Source organism: Acinetobacter pittii ANC 4050 (genome assembly GCF_000399685.1).
In the GTDB taxonomy this organism is placed as follows: domain Bacteria; phylum Pseudomonadota; class Gammaproteobacteria; order Pseudomonadales; family Moraxellaceae; genus Acinetobacter; species Acinetobacter pittii_E.
Map to the genome: position 1 here is coordinate 1893010 of NZ_KB976987.1, position 20639 is coordinate 1913648.

Genomic DNA, 20639 nt, shown 5'->3' on the forward strand with positions numbered 1-20639 from the left:
GTAGAAGCTAACAATCAGTAAACTTGATTAAATTAGTCCAGATCAATGATTGTTAGCATATTACCGTTACTATATACTGTCCGCCGAATCACGGCTTGCTAGATAAACTCAGCAATTTCATTTATGTACATAAGAGTGTACATATTATGAAACCAAGGAAGCAAGAATATACTTTTCCCGTTTAATAATAAGGGTTTAGGCGATATGGCATTAATCGTTCAAAAATATGGCGGTACTTCTATGGGTACCCCCGAGCGCATTTTAAATGTTGCTCGTCGTGTGAAGCGTTGGCATGATCACGGTCACAAGGTTGTTGTGGTCGTATCTGCAATGAGTGGTGAAACAAACCGCTTACTTGCTCTCGCTAAAGCCATTACCGAAACACCTGACCCACGTGAGTTAGACCAAATGGTTTCAACCGGTGAACAGGTGACGATTTCCATGTTAGCTATGGCACTTAATTCGATTGGTGTGGAAGCTAAATCCTATACCGGACGTCAAGTCGGTATTAAAACTGACAGTGCATTTACCAAGGCGCGTATCGAGTCTATTGATACAGATGTCATGACCAATGATCTAGATGCAGGCCGTGTTATTGTAGTTGCTGGTTTCCAAGGTTTTGATGCCAATGGAAATACTACAACACTAGGTCGAGGTGGTTCAGATACTTCTGGTGTTGCCCTTGCTGCTGCTTTAAAAGCTGACGAATGTCAGATTTATACTGATGTAGATGGCGTTTACACCACTGATCCTCGTGTTGCTCCTAAAGCCAAAAAAATCGACCGTATTTCTTTTGAAGAAATGCTAGAAATGGCATCATTAGGTTCTAAAGTTTTACAGATTCGCTCAGTAGAATTTGCCGGAAAATATCAGGTTCCTTTACGTGTATTATCAAGTTTTGATAATGATGACGACGGCGCATTTGACGACGAATTTAAAGAAAATGTAGGTACACTCATTACTACTGAGGCAGAAGACACTATGGAACAGCCAATCATTGCAGGTATCGCTTTTAACCGTGACGAAGCAAAATTAACAATTTTAGGTGTACCTGATGAGCCAGGTATTGCTTCTAAAATTTTATCACCAGTAAGTGATGCCAACATTGAAGTGGATATGATAGTCCAAAATGTTGAAGAAGATGGTACAACAGATTTTACTTTCACTGTAAACCGTGTTGATTTAGCGAAAGCTGAAAAAATCTTAAATGAAACTGCCAAAAATATTGGTGCACGTGAAGTTTCAACACGTGATGACATCGTTAAAGTGTCTATTGTTGGTGTAGGTATGCGTTCACACGCAGGTGTAGCGAGCAAAATGTTCACTGCCCTTGCTGATGAAGGTATCAACATCCTTATGATTTCAACATCTGAAATTAAGGTTTCTGTCATTATCGACGAGAAATACCTTGAGCTTGCAGTTCGTTGTCTACATACCGCTTTTGGTTTAGATCGTGAACATGGTGAAAGCAGCGCACGCGCTTAAATGTACCGAACGGTCAAGAATTCATTAAAAAATGTTTACTTGTCCGACAATAATCAAAGAAAACACAGAGCCGCTATAGTTTTTTTTATAGCGGCTCTGTTATATTAAACGGAAAGTTTTTTGGCAGAGATTATCAAAATATGACTTTGTTCTCATATTTCTGTTAGAATCTGACTGAAAACTGAGGTTGAGCTTTTTATTTGGGTACCAATATTGCAGTTTTAAGCGTTTAGCAAGGAGATAAACATGCTGATTCTGACCCGCCGTGTCGGGGAAACATTAATGATTGGGGATCAAGTCAGTGTTACTGTGCTTGGCGTCAAAGGAAACCAAGTTCGAATTGGTGTGAATGCACCAAAAGAGGTTTCTGTTCATCGCGAAGAAATTTATCAACGTATTCAACATGAACGTGCAATGCATGAACACCTTCAACATCTTGATCAAGATTATCAAGTTTCTTATGAAGATGATAATTATGCACAGAAAAACTTCAATCGTTAGTATGAAGTTGTTCTCTCCCTAATTAAAGCGACTTTATAGTCGCTTTAAATTTTTTAAGTGTTTGTATTTATAAACCTAAAGCACGTTTAACAGGTGCATAACTACGGCGATGCTGATCAATCACGCCATGCACAGCAATCGCTTCAAAGTGCGCTTTGGTTGGATATCCTTTATGTTTGGCAAAACCAAATAACGGATATTGCTGATCTAATTCTGCCATTTGTCGATCTCGTGTCACTTTTGCCAAGATACTCGCTGCACTAATTTCAGCATGGCTTGCATCTCCACCAACAATGGCTTCACAAGGAATAATGATTCCTTTAGGAATTTGGTTACCATCTACAATTACTTTTTGTGGTTGGGTTTTCAAACCATCAACAGCCCGTTGCATAGCCAAAAAAGTTGCCTGTAAAATATTTAGTTCATCAATTTCAGCATGTGTTGCTTCGGCAATTGACCAAGCTAAAGCTTTTTCTTGTATTTCAATAAACAACTTTTCACGTTTCTTTTCAGTTAATTTTTTAGAATCATTCAATCCCAAAATTGGATTATTCGGATCTAAAATCACAGCTGCTGCTACAACCGAACCTACTAAAGGCCCCCGTCCTGCCTCATCTACACCAGCAATAAACATCGACTTACTACCTTTAAAAACAAAAGAGGCTGATCAATAGTAATCAGCCTTCTTTAACACAAAATTATTAATTACTTTTGTAAAGCTTCTGCCACACAAGCGTTTACAGTTTTAGAAACCACTTGGTTTACGATTGTAGCACGTGTGTTTACATCAAGTGCAGCTGCTGCTAATTCTACTGCAGTCACACTGTTTGGAGCTTTTTCGCTTACACAACCACATACATTGGTTTGGATGCTATCACGTTGCTCAGCAGTCATATATTTTGTTGCTGTTTTCCAAGCCGCAACATTATTAATCTCTGTAATACATTTTGCATTTACCGCAACTTTTAACGCAGCAACGCCTAATTGTTGAGTTGTCGTTTGTGCAGAACCTGTGTCAGTGCCTGTAGTCGTTGCGCATGCTGTTAAAGCTAAAACAACTGGTGCTAGAGCGAGCATCAATTTTTTCATCATTTTTTCCTTTGATTGAACCTTGGCAGCGCGTATTGTGCCTAAACTCGACTTTAGAAGAAACAAATAATTTGATGCATTTATGCAAACTCTTTTCCGGAACGAAACTCAGCTCATCAATTGCTTTTTTAAGCTTAATACGTTCTGTTTTTAGCACGCTCCGTTACATTTAAAATATTTCTCAAAATCTGCGATTTCCCCTAAAATCACAAATCAAAACGACAAAAAAAGGGTCTTTTATGCCTGCTGTTTCCTCTCAGTATTACACCCGTACCGCACAAATCCTGCATTGGGTGATGGCAATCATTTTCATCACAGCATGGGTTATTGGCTTTTATAGTGGAAATTTTTTAAGTTATGACGTTGATGGCAGCTTTAAAGGCGATGTCATTACATTGCACAAGAATATTGCAACTACCATTATCTTTTTAGTCATTGTCCGGATTTTATGGCGCTATACTCATCCAGCTCCAAAACTACCTGATACCATGTCTCCAATGATGAAAACTCTGGCACATGTTGGTCATCTATTCTTGTATGTAATTTTGGTGGCTTTACCTGTCACTGGTTGTTTGTTTAGTTGGAGTGCTGGTCACCCTGCTCCAGTTTTATATTTATTTGAAATTCCGCGTTTAGTGCAAGATAATCCAGAGCTTTTAGCTGTTGTTAAACCATTACATATTTATATTTCTTGGTTTGCAGGTTTTCTTATTGTTGGGCATGTACTTGCAGCTTTAAAACATCACTTTATCGATAAAGACAATATTTTAAATAGCATGACCAAACAACCTAAATAAACCTGATGTATAAAAAACCGCCTGAGATAGGCGGTTTTTTTATTTAGATTTTTTGGATTTCTGCAATCCACTTTTGTTTCTCTTCATCTGAAATGAAAGAAGCTTCAAAAGAATTAATTGCGAGTTGCTTCAACTCATCATTGTTTAAGTCTAAAGCTTGCTGGATGGCAAAGAAATTATCATTCATATACCCACCGAAATATGAAGGATCATCTGAGTTAACCGTCACGTGTACACCTTTTTGCAATAGACGACGGATATTATGATCTTTCATATCTTTAACAACACATAGCTTTAAGTTACTTAAAGGACAAACGGTTAAAGGCATTTTTTCGTTAATTAAACGCGCCATTAATTGTTCATCTTCTTCAGAACGCACACCATGATCAATACGGTTCACTTTAAGTAGATCTAAAGCTTCCCATACATATTCAGGCGGACCTTCTTCGCCAGCGTGAGCAACGATTAAGAAACCCTCTTCACGTGCCTTAGCAAAAACACGTTCAAACTTAGCTGGTGGATGCCCTACTTCACTTGAATCGAGGCCTACTGCAATAATGTCTTGCTTAAACGGCAGCGCCTGTTCAAGCGTTTCAAATGCAGCTTCTTCGCTTAAATGACGTAAGAAACACATAATCAGTTGAGAGCTGATACCAAACTTAGCTTTAGCATCTGCACAAGCGCGCTTTAAACCGCTAATCACTGTTGAGAATGCAACACCACGGTCAGTATGGGTTTGCGGATCAAAGAACATTTCCGTGTGAACAACACGATCTTCGGCACATTTTTCAAAATAAGCCCATGCTAAATCGTAAAAGTCTTGTTCATGTACAAGAACATTTGCACCAGCATAGTAAATATCTAAGAATGATTGAAGATTATGAAAGTTATAAGCTTGCTTTACTTCTTCAACAGATTTGTAAGGAATCTGAATCTGATTGCGCTGGGCAATTGCAAACATTAATTCAGGTTCAAAAGTCCCTTCAATATGTACATGCAATTCGGCTTTTGGTAAGGCGCGAATCAGCTCGACTTGATTCATATTAACTCCACGTCTAAAGAAAAAAGGGTGTAGTCAAAATCACACCCTTTTATAATTTTCTTCTTATTGAAAACTATGTCTAAGATAGCTCAAGAAGAAAATTATAAAAAATCATATTAACCGCCAAACGCGATAAATTTAAATACCCAAAGCGCAGCAATAATCCATACCATATACGGTACAGTTTTTGCCTTACCCGTGAATAATTTAACTAATGCATAGCTAATAAAGCCCATTGCAATACCATCAGCAATTGAATAGGTAAATGGCATAAATACAATGGTTAAAAATGCTGGAACAGCTTCAGTAATATCATCCCAATCAATATGAGTGATCCCTTGAATCATCAACACACCAATGAACAATAAAGCTGGCGCAGTTGCAAAACCTGGTACAGATTGAGCAAGAGGTGCTAAAAATAAACAGCAGATAAATAAAACTGCAACGACAACAGCGGTTAAACCAGTACGCCCACCTGCTGCTACACCTGAAGCTGATTCAATATATGGCGTAGTTGAAGATGTGCCTAATACAGCACCAGCAACAATTGCAGTAGAGTCTGCAAATAATGCTTTTTTCAAACGAGGTAATTTACCGTCTTGTAAAAGACCCGCACGGTGCGATACACCAACCAACGTACCCGTACTATCAAACAAGTCGACAATAAAGAATACAAAGATGACACCGACCATACTTGCTGTAAATAGACCTTCAAAATCCATTTGCATGAACGTTGGTGCAATTGAAGGAATTTGCCCCACTACACCCTTAAATTCATTTAGACCTAAAGCAGTAGCAATTGCAGTAACAACTAAAATACTAATGATGATTGCGCCGCGAACCTTTAATTGGTGTAAAACCACAATCATTAAGAATCCGAATAACGCTAATAGTACTGTTGGTTGTTTGATATCGCCCAAACCAACCAAAGTTGCTTGGTTATCAACAATAATTCCGGCATTTTTTAGTGCAATCAGTGCTAGGAATAAACCAATACCACCGCCAATTGCAAACTTAAGCGACATCGGAATCGCATTGACAATCGCTTCACGAATTTTAAAGAAGCTAATTGCAAGAAAGACAAGGCCTGAAACAAAAACAGCCGCTAAAGCTGTTTGCCATGGCACGCCCATCCCCATACAAACCGAATAGGTAAAGTAAGCGTTTAAACCCATACCAGGGGCCAGTGCGATTGGATAATTAGCAATGATCCCCATCACTAGACATCCGATTGCTGCTGCCAAACAGGTCGCAACGAATACGGCACCATGATCCATGCCGGTTTCAGATAAAATGAGTGGATTGACAATAATGATGTAACACATCGTTAGGAATGTAGTTACACCAGCAAGAACTTCAGTTCGGAAAGTGGTTTTATTGTCGCTTAACTTAAATAAACGCTCTAACCAGCCTGCCGAAGAATTGGGCGCCGCCATAAGTAGCCTCTATGCAAAATCTGAACTGTGGAATATTTACGTCTATGTAGGTCACTGAACAATATTGTTTTTCTGTTCAGCCCTATAAACAAGAATCTCAAACTTATGAAGCAACAAATATGCCATTCATTTGATGTCTGTTTTCATGCATAGAAAATAACCACAGCCCCTCTTGAAACACAAAAAAGCTGCATAACCCCTATGCAGCTTTTTTACTATACGTTCAATAAGTTTAACAGATTCAACAGAAACATGATCAAAATTTATGAAAAGATATGACCAATGACACTGTAAAAGTTAGAAATTTATAGCTCAATACTGCTAGAAAATAATTTTTTGTCACCGATATATTCTTGCATATTATAAGAAGCTAAATTGCTGTGATGAGCATGGTTTGGATTACGTTCGATACTTTGTAGGTTTCTTTCAGCTTCTTGTATGATCCGCATGAGCTCTTGATGCCTTTTATTTTGACTATCCAAATAAGCCCAATATCCTAATACAAAGACAATACTCACACACAACACTATTAATACTTTATTGATCATTATTATTATCTCTATGTTTTTAATGTTAATGATCTTAACAAAAAATTATAGCTTTGTGAATATTTTCACATTTATTTACAATAACACCCTCTTACTCAAATAATTGAAAAGAAAGGTGATTTTTTAATTATTTATAATAATCTTAATAATTATTAAACTTTTCAATTGAAAAGTAACTTTATTTTATATCAGCTTATTTTAGTTATTTTTAATATTAGCTTTTTATCAGTTTTAATTATTAAGTTATTTTAAAGATAGAGCATAGACAAATGTGTATATGGCTTAAAATTTCTTTGTATTTATTAAACCTTAAATAAAATAAAAAGAAGTTATTTTTGTCGTTGAGGTCTTCTTGAAAATTGTTTCTTTAGCGACTAATTTTTTGTGTTTCCTGTTTAACTTATAAACTAAAAACTTCTACCCAAAGAATTCCACATATCGTTTAAAAATAATTTTTTTTTCTTTGCTTTTCTGTCTATAAGCAAAACTACGTCCTATTTTTATCGTTCCATAAATCGCACCAAGCTTTCTATTTTCAGTGCTTCGCTCCTATAAACGCTACGATAAACTGTGCTCAGATAAAAAATTAAATGAGGAGAATACATCATGTTTGATATGCGTTTATCTCACGAACGTGGTGCAGCACATCATGGTTGGTTACAATCAAAACATAGCTTTTCATTTGCTAACTATTGGGACCCTAAACAAGTTGGTTTTTCAGACTTACTTGTAATTAATGATGATAACGTTGCTCCATCTAAAGGCTTTGGTACCCACCCTCACCGTAATATGGAAATTATTTCTTATGTGCTTGAAGGTGCATTAGAGCATAAAGACTCAATGGGTACAGGCTCTGTGATTGTGCCAGGTGACATTCAGCTCATGAGTGCAGGTCGTGGTGTTGCACATAGTGAATTTAATCATTCAGCTCAAGAAGGCGTCCATTTCTTGCAAATTTGGGTTGTCCCGAATGAAGTGAATACAGATCCGGGCTATCAACAAGTCCATATTGATGAAGCAGACAAACGCGGTAAATTGCATTTGATCATTTCACCTAAAGGTGGTGAAAAAACTTTATCCATCAAACAAGATATTAATATTTACTCAGGTCTTTTTAATGGTGAAGAAACTGCTGAATTTGTGATTCCTGAGGGTCGATATGTTTACCTACACGTTGCTAAAGGTCGTGTCGATGTAAATGGTAAAACCTTTAACACTGGCGATGCGGCACGTATTCGTGAAGGTGGAAGCTTATCTTTTACCAATGGTGATCATGCCGAAATTTTGATATTCGATATGCGCCCAGAAGAAGTTCCAACCATGCCATAATGCAACTAAGCCCTCGCATAAAACTTATGCGGGGGCTTTTTATTGTTGATCGGACTTATAAAAATCCTAACTCAGCTCAATGTTCTTCTGAACGAGCCATCTCTGTATTGATATAGCTCATAATCATAGTCGTTAATCCCTGCACCATTTCATCAAAACTAATATAAGGGTTTGGCAAAATAAGATGCCGCGCGACGTTAAAAATTCCACTATTGATACAAATATAGGTAATTACAGGCAAATTATTAATTTTTAGGTATTTAGGATTATGCATCATATATTTCATGATCACTTCCATTAAAGCCTGTTCAATTTTGGGAATATATTTGTCGTACTGTAACTCTCCTGCATAACGTAGAACAGTCAAATAGCGGTCGTTATTTTTCTTTAATAAATCACTAAAAGTATAAAAAATCATTTCAATGACAGGCTCTAACTCCAACTGTAAAATCGTCGGTGTAAGCTCTGTAATCATGTCCAAAATTTCCCGAACAAAAAAGTGATTCATCGCATCATAAATTTCTTCTTTATTTTTAAAATATTCGTATAAAGACCCGACACTCACCCCTGCAATCTCTGCAATATGACGTGTTGTAGTACCACTTGGTCCATGAAGTGCCACTGCAATAAAACCTGCTTCAATAATCGTGTCGACAGTGACTTTGGCTCGAGTTTGACGAGGTTTACGCGTAGTCATACGATCTAATCAATAATCCGAACATAAAGTCAGATTAGCATGTAATTTGACTCGGTAGAAATAAAAAAACAAAATCCGAATAGTTGTCAAACTTAGTTAGAAAAATTCAGAAAAGCAGAGCTTAGTCTCTTAATGAATGTACAATTTAACTTATTAGTTTTGTAGAAAAAATATAGAGTTAACTTATTACTTTTCAATTACATAAGACAAAATCAATTAAAAATCTTATCGCAAAAAATATCTATAAAATACTTTTATATATTTAAAAATTTACCCGAATTGAATCCGAACATAATGTCAGATTAATATGAAAAAATTAAAGAAGACTCATTAAGTAGCTCTTGTCTACATCGGCTCTTCTTTCCGTTATTCAGCCAAATAATCAAACAAATAACGGAGCAACAACACCGTAGTCAATGCAGAGAATCATCTGCTTTTGAAAATGGAATTTTATAGTGCTTTGTTGATCATTGAGTTTATTCATTTTCATCAAAATGCACCACTACTTTGCCTCAGGGTGTCGCCATGATCTCGACCGCAGTTAAAAAATCATTCAAGAAACTTACATTTCAGCGTGAAATTGAGTTACCCGATTTTGCTAGCAAAAGTTCAATTCCAATTCGTCATTTAAATATTGGTTTTGATGGTAAGGAAATTGATGTCAGATTTTATATGGACAACCAATTTGCTACTTTGTTTTTTGCCACACTTTCGGTGTTTTTAACCTATGGTGAAGATCTAGTGATTGAAACCGCTCGTCATCACCGCGAATTTATTAAAGATCCAATTTTAAAACAGCGCGTTACTTCGCTGATTGGCCAAGAGGCAATTCATTCAAAATTGCACAATGAATATAACGATGCCCTTCAAGATGCCGAATATCCTGTTGCGCTCTATCGATTTCTTGGCTCGAACTTCTTTAAATATGTTTTCTTAAAGTTTCCACAGCCACTCAAACTATCAATGATGGCGGGTATTGAGCATTTTACTGCGGTACTTGCTGAATACATGATGAAGCATGAAAAGAATTTCTATTATTCAGATGATGCAAAAAGCCGTGCGTTGTGGATGTGGCACATGCTTGAAGAATCTGAACATAAAGATATTGCCTACGATGTCTATCAACTTTTAAATGGTAGTTATCCACTGCGCGCATCTGGTTTCTTCCTTGCGCTTTTTACAATCTTAGGTTTAATTCCTGCAACTACATTATTTGTGCCTGTGTTAAGAAAGCCACAAGAGATGCTGACTTTAAAATTCTGGAAAGATGCTCGTCGCGGTGTAGGCTTAATCTTTGGTCCCAAAGATGGTGTTTTTGGTAGTACGATTGGTCAAATTCTTGACTACTTACGTCCAGACTTTCATCCAAATGATCATGATACAACTGAGTATCTTGAGTATTACAAAAAGAAATTGCTGACCGAAGGCGGTGCAATTGCTCCTTATTTTGTTAAAGAATTTACCCCACCAGTACGCATGTCTTAATCGTCCTGCATTTCCAGCTATAAAAAGGTAGCTGGTATCTCTTCAAGCTATTTATGGATGAATCATGATTTTATTTGGCAAAAAGAAAGTTAAACCAAGCCAAAAAGCTTATGCCGTAGTGACGGGTGCAGGCAGTGGGATTGGTCGAAGTTTTGCAGTTGAACTGGCAAACCGTGGTGGCAGTGTAGTGTGTGCAGATATTAATCTCGAAGCTGCTGAAGAAACTGTAAAGTTAATTGAACAGTTAGGACAAAAAGCATTTGCTGTAAAGTGCGATGTTGGGCAAGCAGAACAAGTACAGGCTTTGGCTGATCAAGCAGAACAGTTACTTGATCATCCGATAACACTCATCATTAATAATGCGGGTGTGGGATTGGGTGGTAAATTTGATGAACTCAGTCTAGAGGACTGGAACTGGGTCATGAATATTAACCTTTGGGGCGTCATTCACGGTTGTCATGCTTTTGTTCCAAAATTTAAAAAGTTAGGTTACGGCGCGATTATTAATGTGGCATCTGCGGCATCCTATACGGCTGCACCAGAAATGACTGCTTATAACGTGACTAAAGCTGGTGTGCGTGCGCTCTCAGAAACGCTTTCTGCCGAACTGAGTAAGTTTAATATTAAAGTGAATGTACTCTGCCCTACCTTGGTCCCTACCAATATCATTAAAAATGGTCGAATTCCTGGACGTTATTCAAAGCTTGCAGACCATGCACTGATGAACTATGCCTTAACAACAAGTGATGATGTCGCGAGATTAACACTTAACCGTCTTGATCAGGATGAGTTGTATACCATTCCTCAAATTGATGCGAAGTTATTCTGGCTCATGAAACGTGCATCTCCAAGCTTGTATACCAAGTTCCTTGGTACATCGTACAAATTATTTAAATAAGAAATTTATAGGTAGTACACATATGACTGCGCAAATGAAAACAAATGCTTCAGCAAAAAAAGCTGTCAAATCACCAAGCCATATTTTCGATACTTTTATTGTGGGTGCAGGCATTTCAGGGATCGCTGCTGCCATTCGCCTAGATCAAGTTGGTTATACCAATTATAAGATTATTGAAAAAGCTGGCCGCGTGGGTGGAACATGGCGTGAAAATACCTATCCAGGTTGTGGTTGCGATGTACCGTCTGCTCTTTATTCTTACTCATTTGCACCAAGTGCAAAATGGAGCCATTTATTTGCTCGCCAACCAGAAATCTTAAGTTATCTGGAAGATGTGAGTAACGAATTTAATGTGACGTCTAAAATCGAGTTTAATAATGAATTGCTGAATGCAGCATGGGATGACTCACGTCACGTGTGGGTACTGGATACCACGACTGGTCAATATTTGTCTAAAACCGTTATTTTTGCCACAGGTCCAATTACCGAAGCTCAGATTCCACGTCTTGAGGGTTTAGAAACATTTAAAGGCGAAATGTTCCATTCGGCTAAATGGAACCATGATTATGATTTGACAGGTAAACGTATTGCCGTGATTGGTACTGGCGCATCTGCCATTCAGTTTGTGCCACAAATTCAACCAAAAGCGAAAGAGCTTTTTGTATTCCAACGTACAGCACCTTGGGTATTACCAAAACCAGATACAGACTTAGGTGAATTTAGTAAATCAGTCATTGCGAAATATCCAGCTATTCAGGCGAGCTGGCGTAAAAGTGTAGCGTTAACACTAAATGCAATTAACTTTGGTTTACGTAACCCCCTTGCCCTAAAACCAGTAAATGTTTTGGGTAAGCAATTACTTAAATTGCAGATTAATGATCCTGTGCTACGTAAAAATGTCACACCAAACTTTGATATTGGCTGTAAACGTATTTTATTCGCTAACAATTACTACCCTGCGCTACAAGCACCAAACACGACTCTCATTCCTCATGGTTTAGTGAAAGTTGAAGGGAATACGGTGGTTGCTGCCAATGGTGAACGTCATGAAGTTGATGTGATTATTTGGGGTACAGGCTTTGAAGTATCTCACCCGCCAATTGGTAAACGTGTCCACAATGAAAAAGGTCAATGTTTACAAGATATATGGAAAGATAGTTCGCCAGAGGCTTACTTAGGTACCAACATTGAAAATGTACCAAATGCATTTTTAGTTTTGGGTCCTAACGTATTGGTCTATGACTCTTTCATTGGTCTAGCAGAAGCGCAGCTCGACTATATCGTAGATGGCTTATTGAAAATTAAAAACAAAGGAATTAGCAAATTAAATGTTAAATCTGATGTGATTAAAAAGCATAACGATTTAGTGCAAAAACACTTGCAAACGACCGTATTTAATAGTGGCGGATGTAAGAGTTACTACCTCGATGCAAACGGACGCAACTTTGCCGCATGGCCTTGGTCATTGAAAAAGCTAAAACAACGTTTGAAAAAAGTAGATTTGAAAGATTATGAAGTGACGTATCAAACGACAAAAACCCACTAATTTGTAATTTCAATCAAATCAGTTGTAAGAAACAGGCAGTGTATTTTTGACTTTCATGAAATACACTGCCTTCTTCGTTGAATATCTTCAAGAAATAAAAAAACAGGATAAAGATGAAAGAAGGTCAATCAAGTCGTACCGCCGAAGCTGCTGCTGCATTACGGGCCAATCATTTTCAAAATACACAGAACCCTGTATTTTCAGATCCTTATGCTTTTGAGCTAACCAGTAAAGGCTGGAAAAAACTTCTTTCTAATTCACTGATTGTTAAGGTCATGAATTCTGCGGTTTTAAATCGTACTTTAGGTCTACTTACTGGACAAGTGGTCGGGCGCTCGCGTTATGCCGAAGATTTACTTGATCTAGCAGTTCAACAGAACACTCAACAATATGTATTGGTAGGTGCTGGCCTAGACTCTTTTGCCCTACGCGAGTCTCACCATTACCCTGCTTTGAAAATTTTTGAAGTGGACCATCCTGACACGCAAGCGGCAAAACAAGCCAAGCTAAAAAAGTTAGGAAATATTCCTACTACCGTTGAGTTTGTCGCGATTAACTTTGAAAAAGAGTCTATTTCGGAAGCCTTGACTAGAAGTCTCTATGAGCCAACCGCTCCTGCATTTTTTTCGTGGTTAGGCACAACACACTATTTAAACCCTCAAACCACTTTGCAAACTTTAAAAAGTATTGCTGAATTTGCTGCAAACGGTAGTGAAGTTGTACTCGACTATTCGACTGATTTTCAGGAATTAAACGGTATTGAGCGACTTGGAAGCATGGGCGTTGCACAGTTTACCCATTTGCTGAAAGAACCTTTATTAGGTCAATTTAAACCAAAAGATTTACATCATGCAGTGGAGCAGATGGGTTTTGAAGTAGTCGAAGATTTATCAGGTGAAGCCATTACTGAACGATATTTTAATGCGCGAATTGATGAAATTCGCCATACATCGGCAACACGTTTGCTACATTTGCGTTTAAATAGAAAATAATGTTGAAAGCCAACTTAGACTTTAAGTTGGCTTTTTTATAATTAAGATTAGTCCTATCATTACCAGCTTGAACGCGGCTCTGGCCCATCGACATGCTGATTTAAAAATTGGCGTAAATGATCTAAAAAGTGCGCGACTTTAGGTGACAAATTCAGTCTCTCTAAATACACCGCATAGACATCTGCGGGTGGTGTTTCATAGTCCGCTAGCACTTGAACCAATCTGCCACTTCTTAAATATTTTGCTACGTCCCATTCTGCTCGCATCAAAATACCGTAGCCTTCTAAAGCCCAATTTAATGCGACTGCCCCATCGTTGGTACTCAGTTGCCCATGAACTTTAACAGTTTCAACCTGTTTGCCATGACTTAACCGCCAATTCCCATAAGCAGAATCATTTTGCCGAATCACAATGCACTGATGCTGTGTTAAATCATGGGGAGTGAGCGGTTGCCCTGCCATTTTTAAATAGCTAGGTGATGCACATAATAAACGGCGGTTGGCTGCCAATTTTTTTGCAATTAGACGCGAATCGGGTATTTCGCCAAAGCGGATTGACACATCAATGGCTTCATCTGGCAGATTAATCGGGCGGTCAGTTAAATGCAGTTGGACATCGACATCAGGATAGATTTTGGCAAATGTAGAAATCGCTGGGGCAATATAAGAACGACCAAAGCCTAAAGGTGCATTCACACGCAATACCCCTTTGGGAGCTGCTCGACTACTTGAAACCAAACGCTCCATTTCATCGATCTCTTTTAAAATACGAACCGCATTTTCAAAGTAGACCTCACCTTCACTGGTTAAGCTAATTCGGCGTGTTGTTCTATTTAAAAGCCTTACACCTAAACGCTCTTCAAGTTGAGTTAAACGTCTGGAAACCGCAGGTGGGGTCAAGTTTAACTCTCGTGCCGTTGCGACAAGACTTCCTTGTTTAACCAATAAACAAAAGAAAGCTAATTCCGTATCTGCATTCATGATTATTAAGTTTTTTGCAATAGTGATTTAACTTTATATCGATTCATCAGTTTTTTAAAGGGTTTAACATCCATTTCATTGTTTCCCGACATAAGCCGTCTCTTATTTAAGAGCATAAAAACGTCCGCAGAAGGAATGCTGTGGATGAACGGGAAAAAGCCATCTAGCCGAATGAATAGCGGTAAAGAAAGCGAAAACTACCAATCAGGATTGGTAGTCATGAATATGGAGTCATGACATGGAAATGGATATTGAAAAGCGAACGTTACGTCGAATCACGTGGAGAATCGTACCGTTTATTATGTTGTTATACCTTGTAGCCTATATCGACCGCGTCAATATTGGCTTTGCCGCGCTCACCATGAAAGAAGACCTAGGTTTTACCGCCTCAGTTCTCGGGTTTGGTGCCGGAATTTTCTTTTTGGGCTATTTCTTATTTGAAGTCCCATCCAACATTATTTTGCATAAAGTCGGTGCCCGTATCTGGATTGCTCGAGTCATGGTGACTTGGGGTCTGATTGCAGCTGGTATGGCATTTGTTGAAAGCTCAACCAGCTTTTACGTTATGCGATTTTTACTCGGTGTTGCCGAAGCGGGTTTCTTTCCAGGCATTATTTTGTACTTAACTTACTGGTTTCCTGCACGCCATCGCGCTGGTGTGATTGCTTTATTTATGGCAGCCGCCCCAATTGCCACAGCAGTTGGTTCACCAATCTCTGCCGCGTTACTTGAAATGCATGGAATTTGGGGTCTCGCTGGCTGGCAGTGGATGTTCATTATTGAAGCAATACCAGCACTCATCTTAGGCGTTGTCGTTTTTAAATATATGACTGACCGCCCTGAACAAGCCACTTGGTTAAAACAGGATGAACGTGAATGGCTTGTAAAAACCATGAAAGAAGAAGATGTCGGGAAAAATGCGCCTCAGCATCACAGCATTCTTCGCGGTCTTGCCAACCCACGAGTACTTGCCCTTGCATTGATTTATTTCGGAACGTCAGCTGGGCTTTATACCCTTGGAATATGGGCACCACAAATTATTAAACAGCTTGGCGTAACGTCTATGACTGTCGGGCTTTTAAATGCCATTCCACCCATCGTTTCTGTCATTGCCATGGTTTTATGGTCTCGACACTCTGACCGCACCAATGAACGTACTTGGCATGTTGCTCTCGCGTGTTTAACCGCGGCGGTTGGTCTCGCAATTGCAGCAGGCACACACAATGTCATTGGATTAATTGCAGCACTAACCATTGTGAATGTCGGTATTAGCTGTGCCAAGCCACCGCTATGGAGCATGCCCACCATGTTCTTGTCAGGATCAGCCGCAGCAGCAGGCATTGCCACGATTAACTCAATTGGAAATTTAGGTGGGTTTGCAGGCCCTGCCATGATCGGCTGGATTAAAGATCAAACTGGAGACTTCACAGGTGGGCTCTATTTTGTGGCAGGCCTACTCATTATCTCGACCTTACTGACACTAGTGCTGAGCTTCTCCCAAAAATTGAAAGTAAACACTGCCAAAGCCACCCACTAACCTTATTTACATCAATTAGATCTGAACAAGTTTCTTCAAGGAGCACAACATGGACAAAGATATTGCCGTCCAGTCCCTTACGGACACCATGGCCAAATTTACGGCTTATATTGGAAAACGCCTACCTAAAGATGTGAAAAGCAAGTTAATTGAACTTCGTACTTTAGAAACCAATCCTCTCGCTAAATCAGTTTATGACTCGATGGAAGAAAATCAGCAAGCTGCGGATAAACTCAACCGCCCAAGCTGCCAAGACACGGGTGTGATTCAATATTTCGTTGAAGCAGGTGCCAACTTCCCTTTGCTTGGTGAACTTCAAGATATTTTGAGCGAAGCAACTGCTGAAGCAACACGCATAGGTCCTTTACGCCACAATGCTGTTGAAACCTTCGATGAAAAAAATACGGGCACCAATACAGGCACTCAAATTCCATGGTTAGACTGGCGTATTGTGCCTGAACTCGACACTTGTACCATTGATGTCTATATGGCTGGTGGCGGTTGTACCCTACCGGGTGCAGCAAAAGTTTTAATGCCAGGTCAAGGCTATGAAGGTGTTGCTGAATTTGTGATGGACGTTATTACCGAACGCGGTGTAAATGCTTGTCCGCCGTTACTGGTTGGTGTGGGCGTATCAACTTCGGTTGAAACCGCTGCTCGTCTTTCTAAACTCGCCATTATGCGTCCGGTTGACTCAACAAGTGAGAACCCACGCGCTGCCTTAATGGAACAACTGTTAGAACAAGGTCTTAATGAAATTGGTATTGGTCCTCAGGGACTCACAGGGAATAACAGTGTGATGGGAGTCAATATTGAATCTTCTGCACGCCATCCATCAACCATTGGGGTTGCCGTAAATACAGGTTGCTGGGCACATCGCCGTGGCAAAATTAAGATTAACCCAGATATGTCTTATGAAATCTTGTCTCATGAAGGAGTTGTACTATGAAAAAAATTCTGACAACTCCTATTAAAGATGAAGATCTTTTAGACCTTAAAGTCGGTGATGTGGTTTATTTGACTGGCCGTTTGGTAACTTGTCGTGACGTTGCCCATCGCAGACTAATCGAACAAGGTCGTGAACTGCCAGTTAATCTTGAAGGCGGAGCGATTTTTCACGCTGGCCCTATTGTGCGCAAGAAAGGTGAAAACGACTTCGAAATGGTTTCGATTGGCCCAACAACAAGTATGCGAATGGAAAAATTCGAGCGGGAATTTATCAAACAAACTGGCGTTAAGCTTATTGTGGGTAAAGGCGGAATGGGTCCAGAAACAGCTGCTGGATGTCAGGAAAATATTGCTGTTCATGCCATTTTTCCAGGTGGATGCGCAGTGCTTGCAGCAACTTTGGTTGAAGAGATTGAAGGTGCTGAATGGCAGGATTTAGGTATGCCAGAAACTCTTTGGATTAATCGAGTAAGAGAATTTGGTCCTCTCATTATTTCTATCGATACAAAAGGCAATAATCTGATTCAACAAAACAAAGTTGAGTTTCAGGCCAAGAAAGCTCCAATTTTAGAAAAAATCAGCAAACAACTGAGCTTTATTAAATAAATCACTCTTTAGATGAAGGGAAAGCAAAAGCCCCTTCATCTTTTTTATTTTTGTACTAAACGCATGGCATGAGGTGTTTTACCATGCCATCTTTTATAAGCATGAATAAAACTGGCCGTTTCTGCATAGCCTAACCACTCTGCAATCTGTTCAACTGAAGCCTTAGGCACGGTCAAATATTGTTCTGCTAAAACCTGTCTAACTTCTTCACGAATCTGGATAAACGTCATCTCTTCTTGCGCTAAATGGCGACGTAAAGTGCGAGCATTTAAATGCAGTCGATTGGCAACCACTTCCATGGATGGCATTTCACCGCGAATATTCATCAATTGTTGTTGCACCAATGCCGTGAACTTCTTTTGTGACTGACGTTTATCGAGAATTTGCCGACATTGCTCTTCAGCTGTATGTAAAACCAGATCATTCGCCATCTGCAATTTCTGGTCGACTTTGTGCGCATCGAGTAGAACAAAATTCCGGCCTGCGCCAAACTCTGGCAAGATGCCAAACAAATCTATATAAGGTTGTACATCGTGTTTAGGCTGAAAAGAAAAAGCCAAATACTGGCAAAAATTATCTTGTACTAAGTCGCGTTGCACCGTAATAAGCGCGGCAGCATCACGTTGAATAATAAATTGTCTAACCGAAGATGGTATATCTCCATCTGTGAGTTCAATAAGAGTGCCGTCTTTAGTGTCTGAAACAATAAAACGGGTAAACGCAAATGTTAATGAAAAATAAGTCAGTGCAAAATCAAGCGCTTCACGGATGCTGGCACTACTTATAAGCGCCATGCCTAAAGGTCCAAATGTGGTGAAATGATAACGTGTACCTACTTCTAAACCTAAAGTTGGCCGATCTTCAAAGAGTTCGACTAAATTATGGATGAGCTTTAATTCTTGGTGCCCCGAGACCACCATATTCGGGTCAAGCAACTGCTGTTGACTCAGTCCTGTTCCGTCTAAAATGGTCTGATAAGAAGCACCTGCTTCTACTGCAAAATCAGCCATGAGTCGGACACTATGTATGCTGCGTTCAAATGCCCAAGCGTACGTCACTGTACTTTCCAAAATGTCCTCGAATCACAATATTTTGTCCTCATCCATCCTCTAAATCAAGTTAATAAACGTCTATTCTGCATATAGGAAATTGCGATTTCTTCGCCCACTGTTTTTAAGGATTTTAGAGCAGCCTATGTTTAATTCGACGTCTAATTCAAATAAAAATGTACGTATCGCTATTATAGGTACTGGTTTCGGTGGCTTAGGTTTAGCCATTCGACTCAAACAAGCAGGTTTTGAACAATTTACCCTCTTTGAAAAAGCTGCTGATGTCGGCGGTGTATGGCGTGACAATACTTACCCTGGTGCTGCATGCGATGTACCTTCTCATTTGTATTCTTTTTCTTTTGAACAAGAGCTGGGCTGGAAAAATCGCTACGGGACATCTCAAGAGATTTATCAATATTTACGCCACTGTGCCGACAAATATGATATTCGTCCGCATGTCCAATTTAATACTGAAATTGCCAGTGCCGAATTTGATCCCCTACAGGGTGTATGGCGCATTCAAAGTACGACTGGTGAACAGTTTGAAGCTGAATTTTTAGTCGGTGCGGTGGGTCAGCTTAACCGCCCTGCCTATCCGAAACTTAAAGGTATTGAAAACTTTAAAGGTAAAGCATTCCACTCAGCGCGTTGGGATCATGACTATGATTTAACTGGCAAACGTGTTGCGGTAATCGGTACAGGTGCAAGTGCAATTCAGTTCGTACCTGAAATTGCAAAACAGGTTGCCCATCTCGATGTTTACCAACGCTCTGCACCCTACGTGATTCCTAAACCAGATCGGGTTTACCAACCTTTAGAGAAAAAGGCTTTCCGTAAATTGCCAATTTTGCAAAGTCTGGATCGAGCTTTGCAATATGGTCATCATGAAATTCGTTTGCTGGCCTTTACTACTTCTTTAAATGAAATGCCTTTGGTGGAATATTTATTCCAGCGTCACATCCGTAAAGTCGTCAAAGATGGGAAGTTACGCCATCGTTTAATGCCGGATTATCCAATTGGCTGTAAGCGTATTTTAATTTCAAATCATTGGTATGAAACCCTGACTCAGTCTCACGTAGACGTCATTAATACAGGCATTCAAGAAATTACCGAAAACGGCATTTTAGATACGAAAGGAAATCTACGTGAAGTCGACACCATTATTTATGGTACAGGCTTTGCCGCAACGGAATTTATGGCGCCAATGCAGATTACAGGTCTTGATGGTCGTACCTTAAAAGACACATGGAAAAATGGTGCAGAAGCTTATCTCGGCTTAACTGTGAGCGGCTTTCCAAACTTCTTTATGCTCTATGGCCCAAACACCAATCTTGGGCACAACTCAATTGTGTATATGATTGAAAGCCAAGTGAATTATATTTTAGATGCTATTCAGACAACCCTACAAAACAAACTTCTGTTCACTAATGTTCGTGCGGAAGTTCAACACGAGTTTAATCAAAGCATTCAAGAAAAAATGAAAAAAACTGTCTGGGCACAAGGTTGTACCAGTTGGTATCAGACTGCTGACGGCAAAAATACCAATAACTGGCCAGGTTTTACCCTTGAATATCGACAACGCACTCGTCGCTTCGATATTGAAAACTACAATCAGGTTTCGGCTGTTTCTTAAACAAGCTTCACCATAGGAAATGAGAAAAATAAACGGAGAAT

At 39.3% G+C, this 20639-nt stretch carries 20 protein-coding genes; 12 read left to right on the top strand and 8 right to left on the bottom strand.

Annotated elements, in window-relative coordinates:
- The first annotated feature begins 204 nt into the window (after positions 1-204).
- A complete protein-coding gene (gene lysC / locus F931_RS12815) occupies positions 205-1485 on the top strand; it encodes an aspartate kinase (protein ID WP_016141772.1) in 1281 nt (426 codons plus the stop codon).
- Between the two features lie 246 nt (positions 1486-1731).
- A complete protein-coding gene (gene csrA, locus F931_RS12820) occupies positions 1732-1986 on the top strand; it encodes a carbon storage regulator CsrA (protein WP_000906487.1) in 255 nt (84 codons plus the stop codon).
- 67 nt (positions 1987-2053) lie between these two features.
- On the opposite strand, the gene rnhB is transcribed toward csrA, so the two are convergent.
- Positions 2054-2620 carry a ribonuclease HII gene (rnhB, locus tag F931_RS12825; RefSeq protein ID WP_002163155.1) on the bottom strand — a complete coding sequence of 189 codons (567 nt, stop codon included), beginning with the start codon at positions 2618-2620 and terminating at the stop codon, positions 2054-2056.
- Positions 2621-2691: 71 nt separating this feature from the next.
- Complete coding sequence (locus F931_RS12830; protein WP_016141773.1) at positions 2692-3075, bottom strand: hypothetical protein; 384 nt, start codon at positions 3073-3075, stop codon at positions 2692-2694.
- A gap of 239 nt (positions 3076-3314) precedes the next feature.
- Here F931_RS12830 and yceJ point away from each other — a divergent pair, with 239 nt between their 5' ends.
- Positions 3315-3872: a cytochrome b gene (gene yceJ / locus F931_RS12835; protein WP_016141774.1), complete on the top strand. Its 558-nt coding sequence runs from the start codon at positions 3315-3317 to the stop codon at positions 3870-3872.
- A gap of 43 nt (positions 3873-3915) precedes the next feature.
- Here the strand turns inward: yceJ and F931_RS12840 are convergent, their stop codons facing one another.
- From F931_RS12840 to F931_RS12850, 3 genes are all read right to left on the bottom strand, one after another.
- Positions 3916-4914 carry an adenosine deaminase gene (locus F931_RS12840; protein ID WP_016141775.1) on the bottom strand — a complete coding sequence of 333 codons (999 nt, stop codon included), beginning with the start codon at positions 4912-4914 and terminating at the stop codon, positions 3916-3918.
- Positions 4915-5030: 116 nt separating this feature from the next.
- Positions 5031-6350, bottom strand: coding sequence for an NCS2 family permease (locus F931_RS12845; RefSeq protein WP_016141776.1), 1320 nt, complete (start codon positions 6348-6350; stop codon positions 5031-5033).
- A gap of 305 nt (positions 6351-6655) precedes the next feature.
- Positions 6656-6898, bottom strand: a complete 243-nt coding sequence (locus tag F931_RS12850; RefSeq protein WP_016141777.1) for a hypothetical protein — start codon at positions 6896-6898, stop codon at positions 6656-6658.
- A gap of 606 nt (positions 6899-7504) precedes the next feature.
- Here F931_RS12850 and F931_RS12855 point away from each other — a divergent pair.
- Positions 7505-8227, top strand: a complete 723-nt coding sequence (locus F931_RS12855; protein ID WP_016141778.1) for a pirin family protein — start codon at positions 7505-7507, stop codon at positions 8225-8227.
- Positions 8228-8303: 76 nt separating this feature from the next.
- Here F931_RS12855 and F931_RS12860 read toward each other — a convergent pair whose 3' ends face one another.
- Positions 8304-8924, bottom strand: a complete 621-nt coding sequence (locus F931_RS12860) for a TetR/AcrR family transcriptional regulator (RefSeq protein WP_002163161.1) — start codon at positions 8922-8924, stop codon at positions 8304-8306.
- Positions 8925-9449: 525 nt separating this feature from the next.
- Between F931_RS12860 and F931_RS12865 the strand changes: the two genes are divergently transcribed.
- The 4 genes from F931_RS12865 (at position 9450) to F931_RS12880 (ending at position 13845) form a co-directional block, all read left to right on the top strand.
- A complete protein-coding gene (locus F931_RS12865; protein WP_016141779.1) occupies positions 9450-10409 on the top strand; it encodes a metal-dependent hydrolase in 960 nt (319 codons plus the stop codon).
- A 64-nt stretch (positions 10410-10473) separates the two neighbouring features.
- Positions 10474-11307 (top strand): SDR family NAD(P)-dependent oxidoreductase, encoded by an 834-nt coding sequence (locus F931_RS12870; RefSeq protein WP_016141780.1) that lies wholly within the window; start codon positions 10474-10476, stop codon positions 11305-11307.
- Between the two features lie 22 nt (positions 11308-11329).
- On the top strand, positions 11330-12853 hold the full coding sequence (locus F931_RS12875) for a flavin-containing monooxygenase (protein WP_016141781.1): 1524 nt from the start codon (positions 11330-11332) through the stop codon (positions 12851-12853).
- A 113-nt stretch (positions 12854-12966) separates the two neighbouring features.
- Positions 12967-13845, top strand: a complete 879-nt coding sequence (locus F931_RS12880; RefSeq protein ID WP_016141782.1) for a class I SAM-dependent methyltransferase — start codon at positions 12967-12969, stop codon at positions 13843-13845.
- A gap of 59 nt (positions 13846-13904) precedes the next feature.
- On the opposite strand, the gene F931_RS12885 is transcribed toward F931_RS12880, so the two are convergent.
- On the bottom strand, positions 13905-14825 hold the full coding sequence (locus F931_RS12885) for a LysR family transcriptional regulator (protein ID WP_016141783.1): 921 nt from the start codon (positions 14823-14825) through the stop codon (positions 13905-13907).
- Positions 14826-15063: 238 nt separating this feature from the next.
- Between F931_RS12885 and F931_RS12890 the strand changes: the two genes are divergently transcribed.
- Genes F931_RS12890 through ttdB form a run of 3 tightly spaced genes read left to right on the top strand, consistent with a single transcriptional unit; the run spans position 15064 to position 17916 of the window.
- The gene (locus F931_RS12890) at positions 15064-16362 is read left to right on the top strand and encodes an MFS transporter (RefSeq protein ID WP_016141784.1); all 1299 of its coding nucleotides are present in this window, start codon (positions 15064-15066) and stop codon (positions 16360-16362) included.
- Between the two features lie 49 nt (positions 16363-16411).
- A complete protein-coding gene (gene ttdA, locus F931_RS12895; protein ID WP_000356537.1) occupies positions 16412-17311 on the top strand; it encodes a L(+)-tartrate dehydratase subunit alpha in 900 nt (299 codons plus the stop codon).
- On the top strand, positions 17308-17916 hold the full coding sequence (gene ttdB, locus F931_RS12900) for a L(+)-tartrate dehydratase subunit beta (protein ID WP_000722967.1): 609 nt from the start codon (positions 17308-17310) through the stop codon (positions 17914-17916). The genes ttdA and ttdB overlap by 4 nt, the downstream gene beginning before the upstream one ends.
- Positions 17917-17960: 44 nt before the next feature.
- On the opposite strand, the gene F931_RS12905 is transcribed toward ttdB, so the two are convergent.
- On the bottom strand, positions 17961-18974 hold the full coding sequence (locus F931_RS12905) for an AraC family transcriptional regulator (RefSeq protein ID WP_016141785.1): 1014 nt from the start codon (positions 18972-18974) through the stop codon (positions 17961-17963).
- 136 nt (positions 18975-19110) lie between these two features.
- On the opposite strand from F931_RS12905, the gene F931_RS12910 reads away from it, so the two are divergent.
- Complete coding sequence (locus tag F931_RS12910) at positions 19111-20598, top strand: flavin-containing monooxygenase (protein ID WP_016141786.1); 1488 nt, start codon at positions 19111-19113, stop codon at positions 20596-20598.
- Positions 20599-20639: the final 41 nt, after the last annotated feature.

Coding starts and splice junctions, on each gene's coding strand:
- lysC (WP_016141772.1), top strand. CDS start 205: ATGGCATTAATCGTTCAAAAATATGGCGGTACTTCTATGGGTACCCCC.
- csrA (WP_000906487.1), top strand. CDS start 1,732: ATGCTGATTCTGACCCGCCGTGTCGGGGAAACATTAATGATTGGGGAT.
- rnhB (WP_002163155.1), bottom strand. CDS start 2,620: ATGTTTATTGCTGGTGTAGATGAGGCAGGACGGGGGCCTTTAGTAGGT.
- F931_RS12830 (WP_016141773.1), bottom strand. CDS start 3,075: ATGAAAAAATTGATGCTCGCTCTAGCACCAGTTGTTTTAGCTTTAACA.
- yceJ (WP_016141774.1), top strand. CDS start 3,315: ATGCCTGCTGTTTCCTCTCAGTATTACACCCGTACCGCACAAATCCTG.
- F931_RS12840 (WP_016141775.1), bottom strand. CDS start 4,914: ATGAATCAAGTCGAGCTGATTCGCGCCTTACCAAAAGCCGAATTGCAT.
- F931_RS12845 (WP_016141776.1), bottom strand. CDS start 6,350: ATGGCGGCGCCCAATTCTTCGGCAGGCTGGTTAGAGCGTTTATTTAAG.
- F931_RS12850 (WP_016141777.1), bottom strand. CDS start 6,898: ATGATCAATAAAGTATTAATAGTGTTGTGTGTGAGTATTGTCTTTGTA.
- F931_RS12855 (WP_016141778.1), top strand. CDS start 7,505: ATGTTTGATATGCGTTTATCTCACGAACGTGGTGCAGCACATCATGGT.
- F931_RS12860 (WP_002163161.1), bottom strand. CDS start 8,924: ATGACTACGCGTAAACCTCGTCAAACTCGAGCCAAAGTCACTGTCGAC.
- F931_RS12865 (WP_016141779.1), top strand. CDS start 9,450: ATGATCTCGACCGCAGTTAAAAAATCATTCAAGAAACTTACATTTCAG.
- F931_RS12870 (WP_016141780.1), top strand. CDS start 10,474: ATGATTTTATTTGGCAAAAAGAAAGTTAAACCAAGCCAAAAAGCTTAT.
- F931_RS12875 (WP_016141781.1), top strand. CDS start 11,330: ATGACTGCGCAAATGAAAACAAATGCTTCAGCAAAAAAAGCTGTCAAA.
- F931_RS12880 (WP_016141782.1), top strand. CDS start 12,967: ATGAAAGAAGGTCAATCAAGTCGTACCGCCGAAGCTGCTGCTGCATTA.
- F931_RS12885 (WP_016141783.1), bottom strand. CDS start 14,825: ATGAATGCAGATACGGAATTAGCTTTCTTTTGTTTATTGGTTAAACAA.
- F931_RS12890 (WP_016141784.1), top strand. CDS start 15,064: ATGGAAATGGATATTGAAAAGCGAACGTTACGTCGAATCACGTGGAGA.
- ttdA (WP_000356537.1), top strand. CDS start 16,412: ATGGACAAAGATATTGCCGTCCAGTCCCTTACGGACACCATGGCCAAA.
- ttdB (WP_000722967.1), top strand. CDS start 17,308: ATGAAAAAAATTCTGACAACTCCTATTAAAGATGAAGATCTTTTAGAC.
- F931_RS12910 (WP_016141786.1), top strand. CDS start 19,111: ATGTTTAATTCGACGTCTAATTCAAATAAAAATGTACGTATCGCTATT.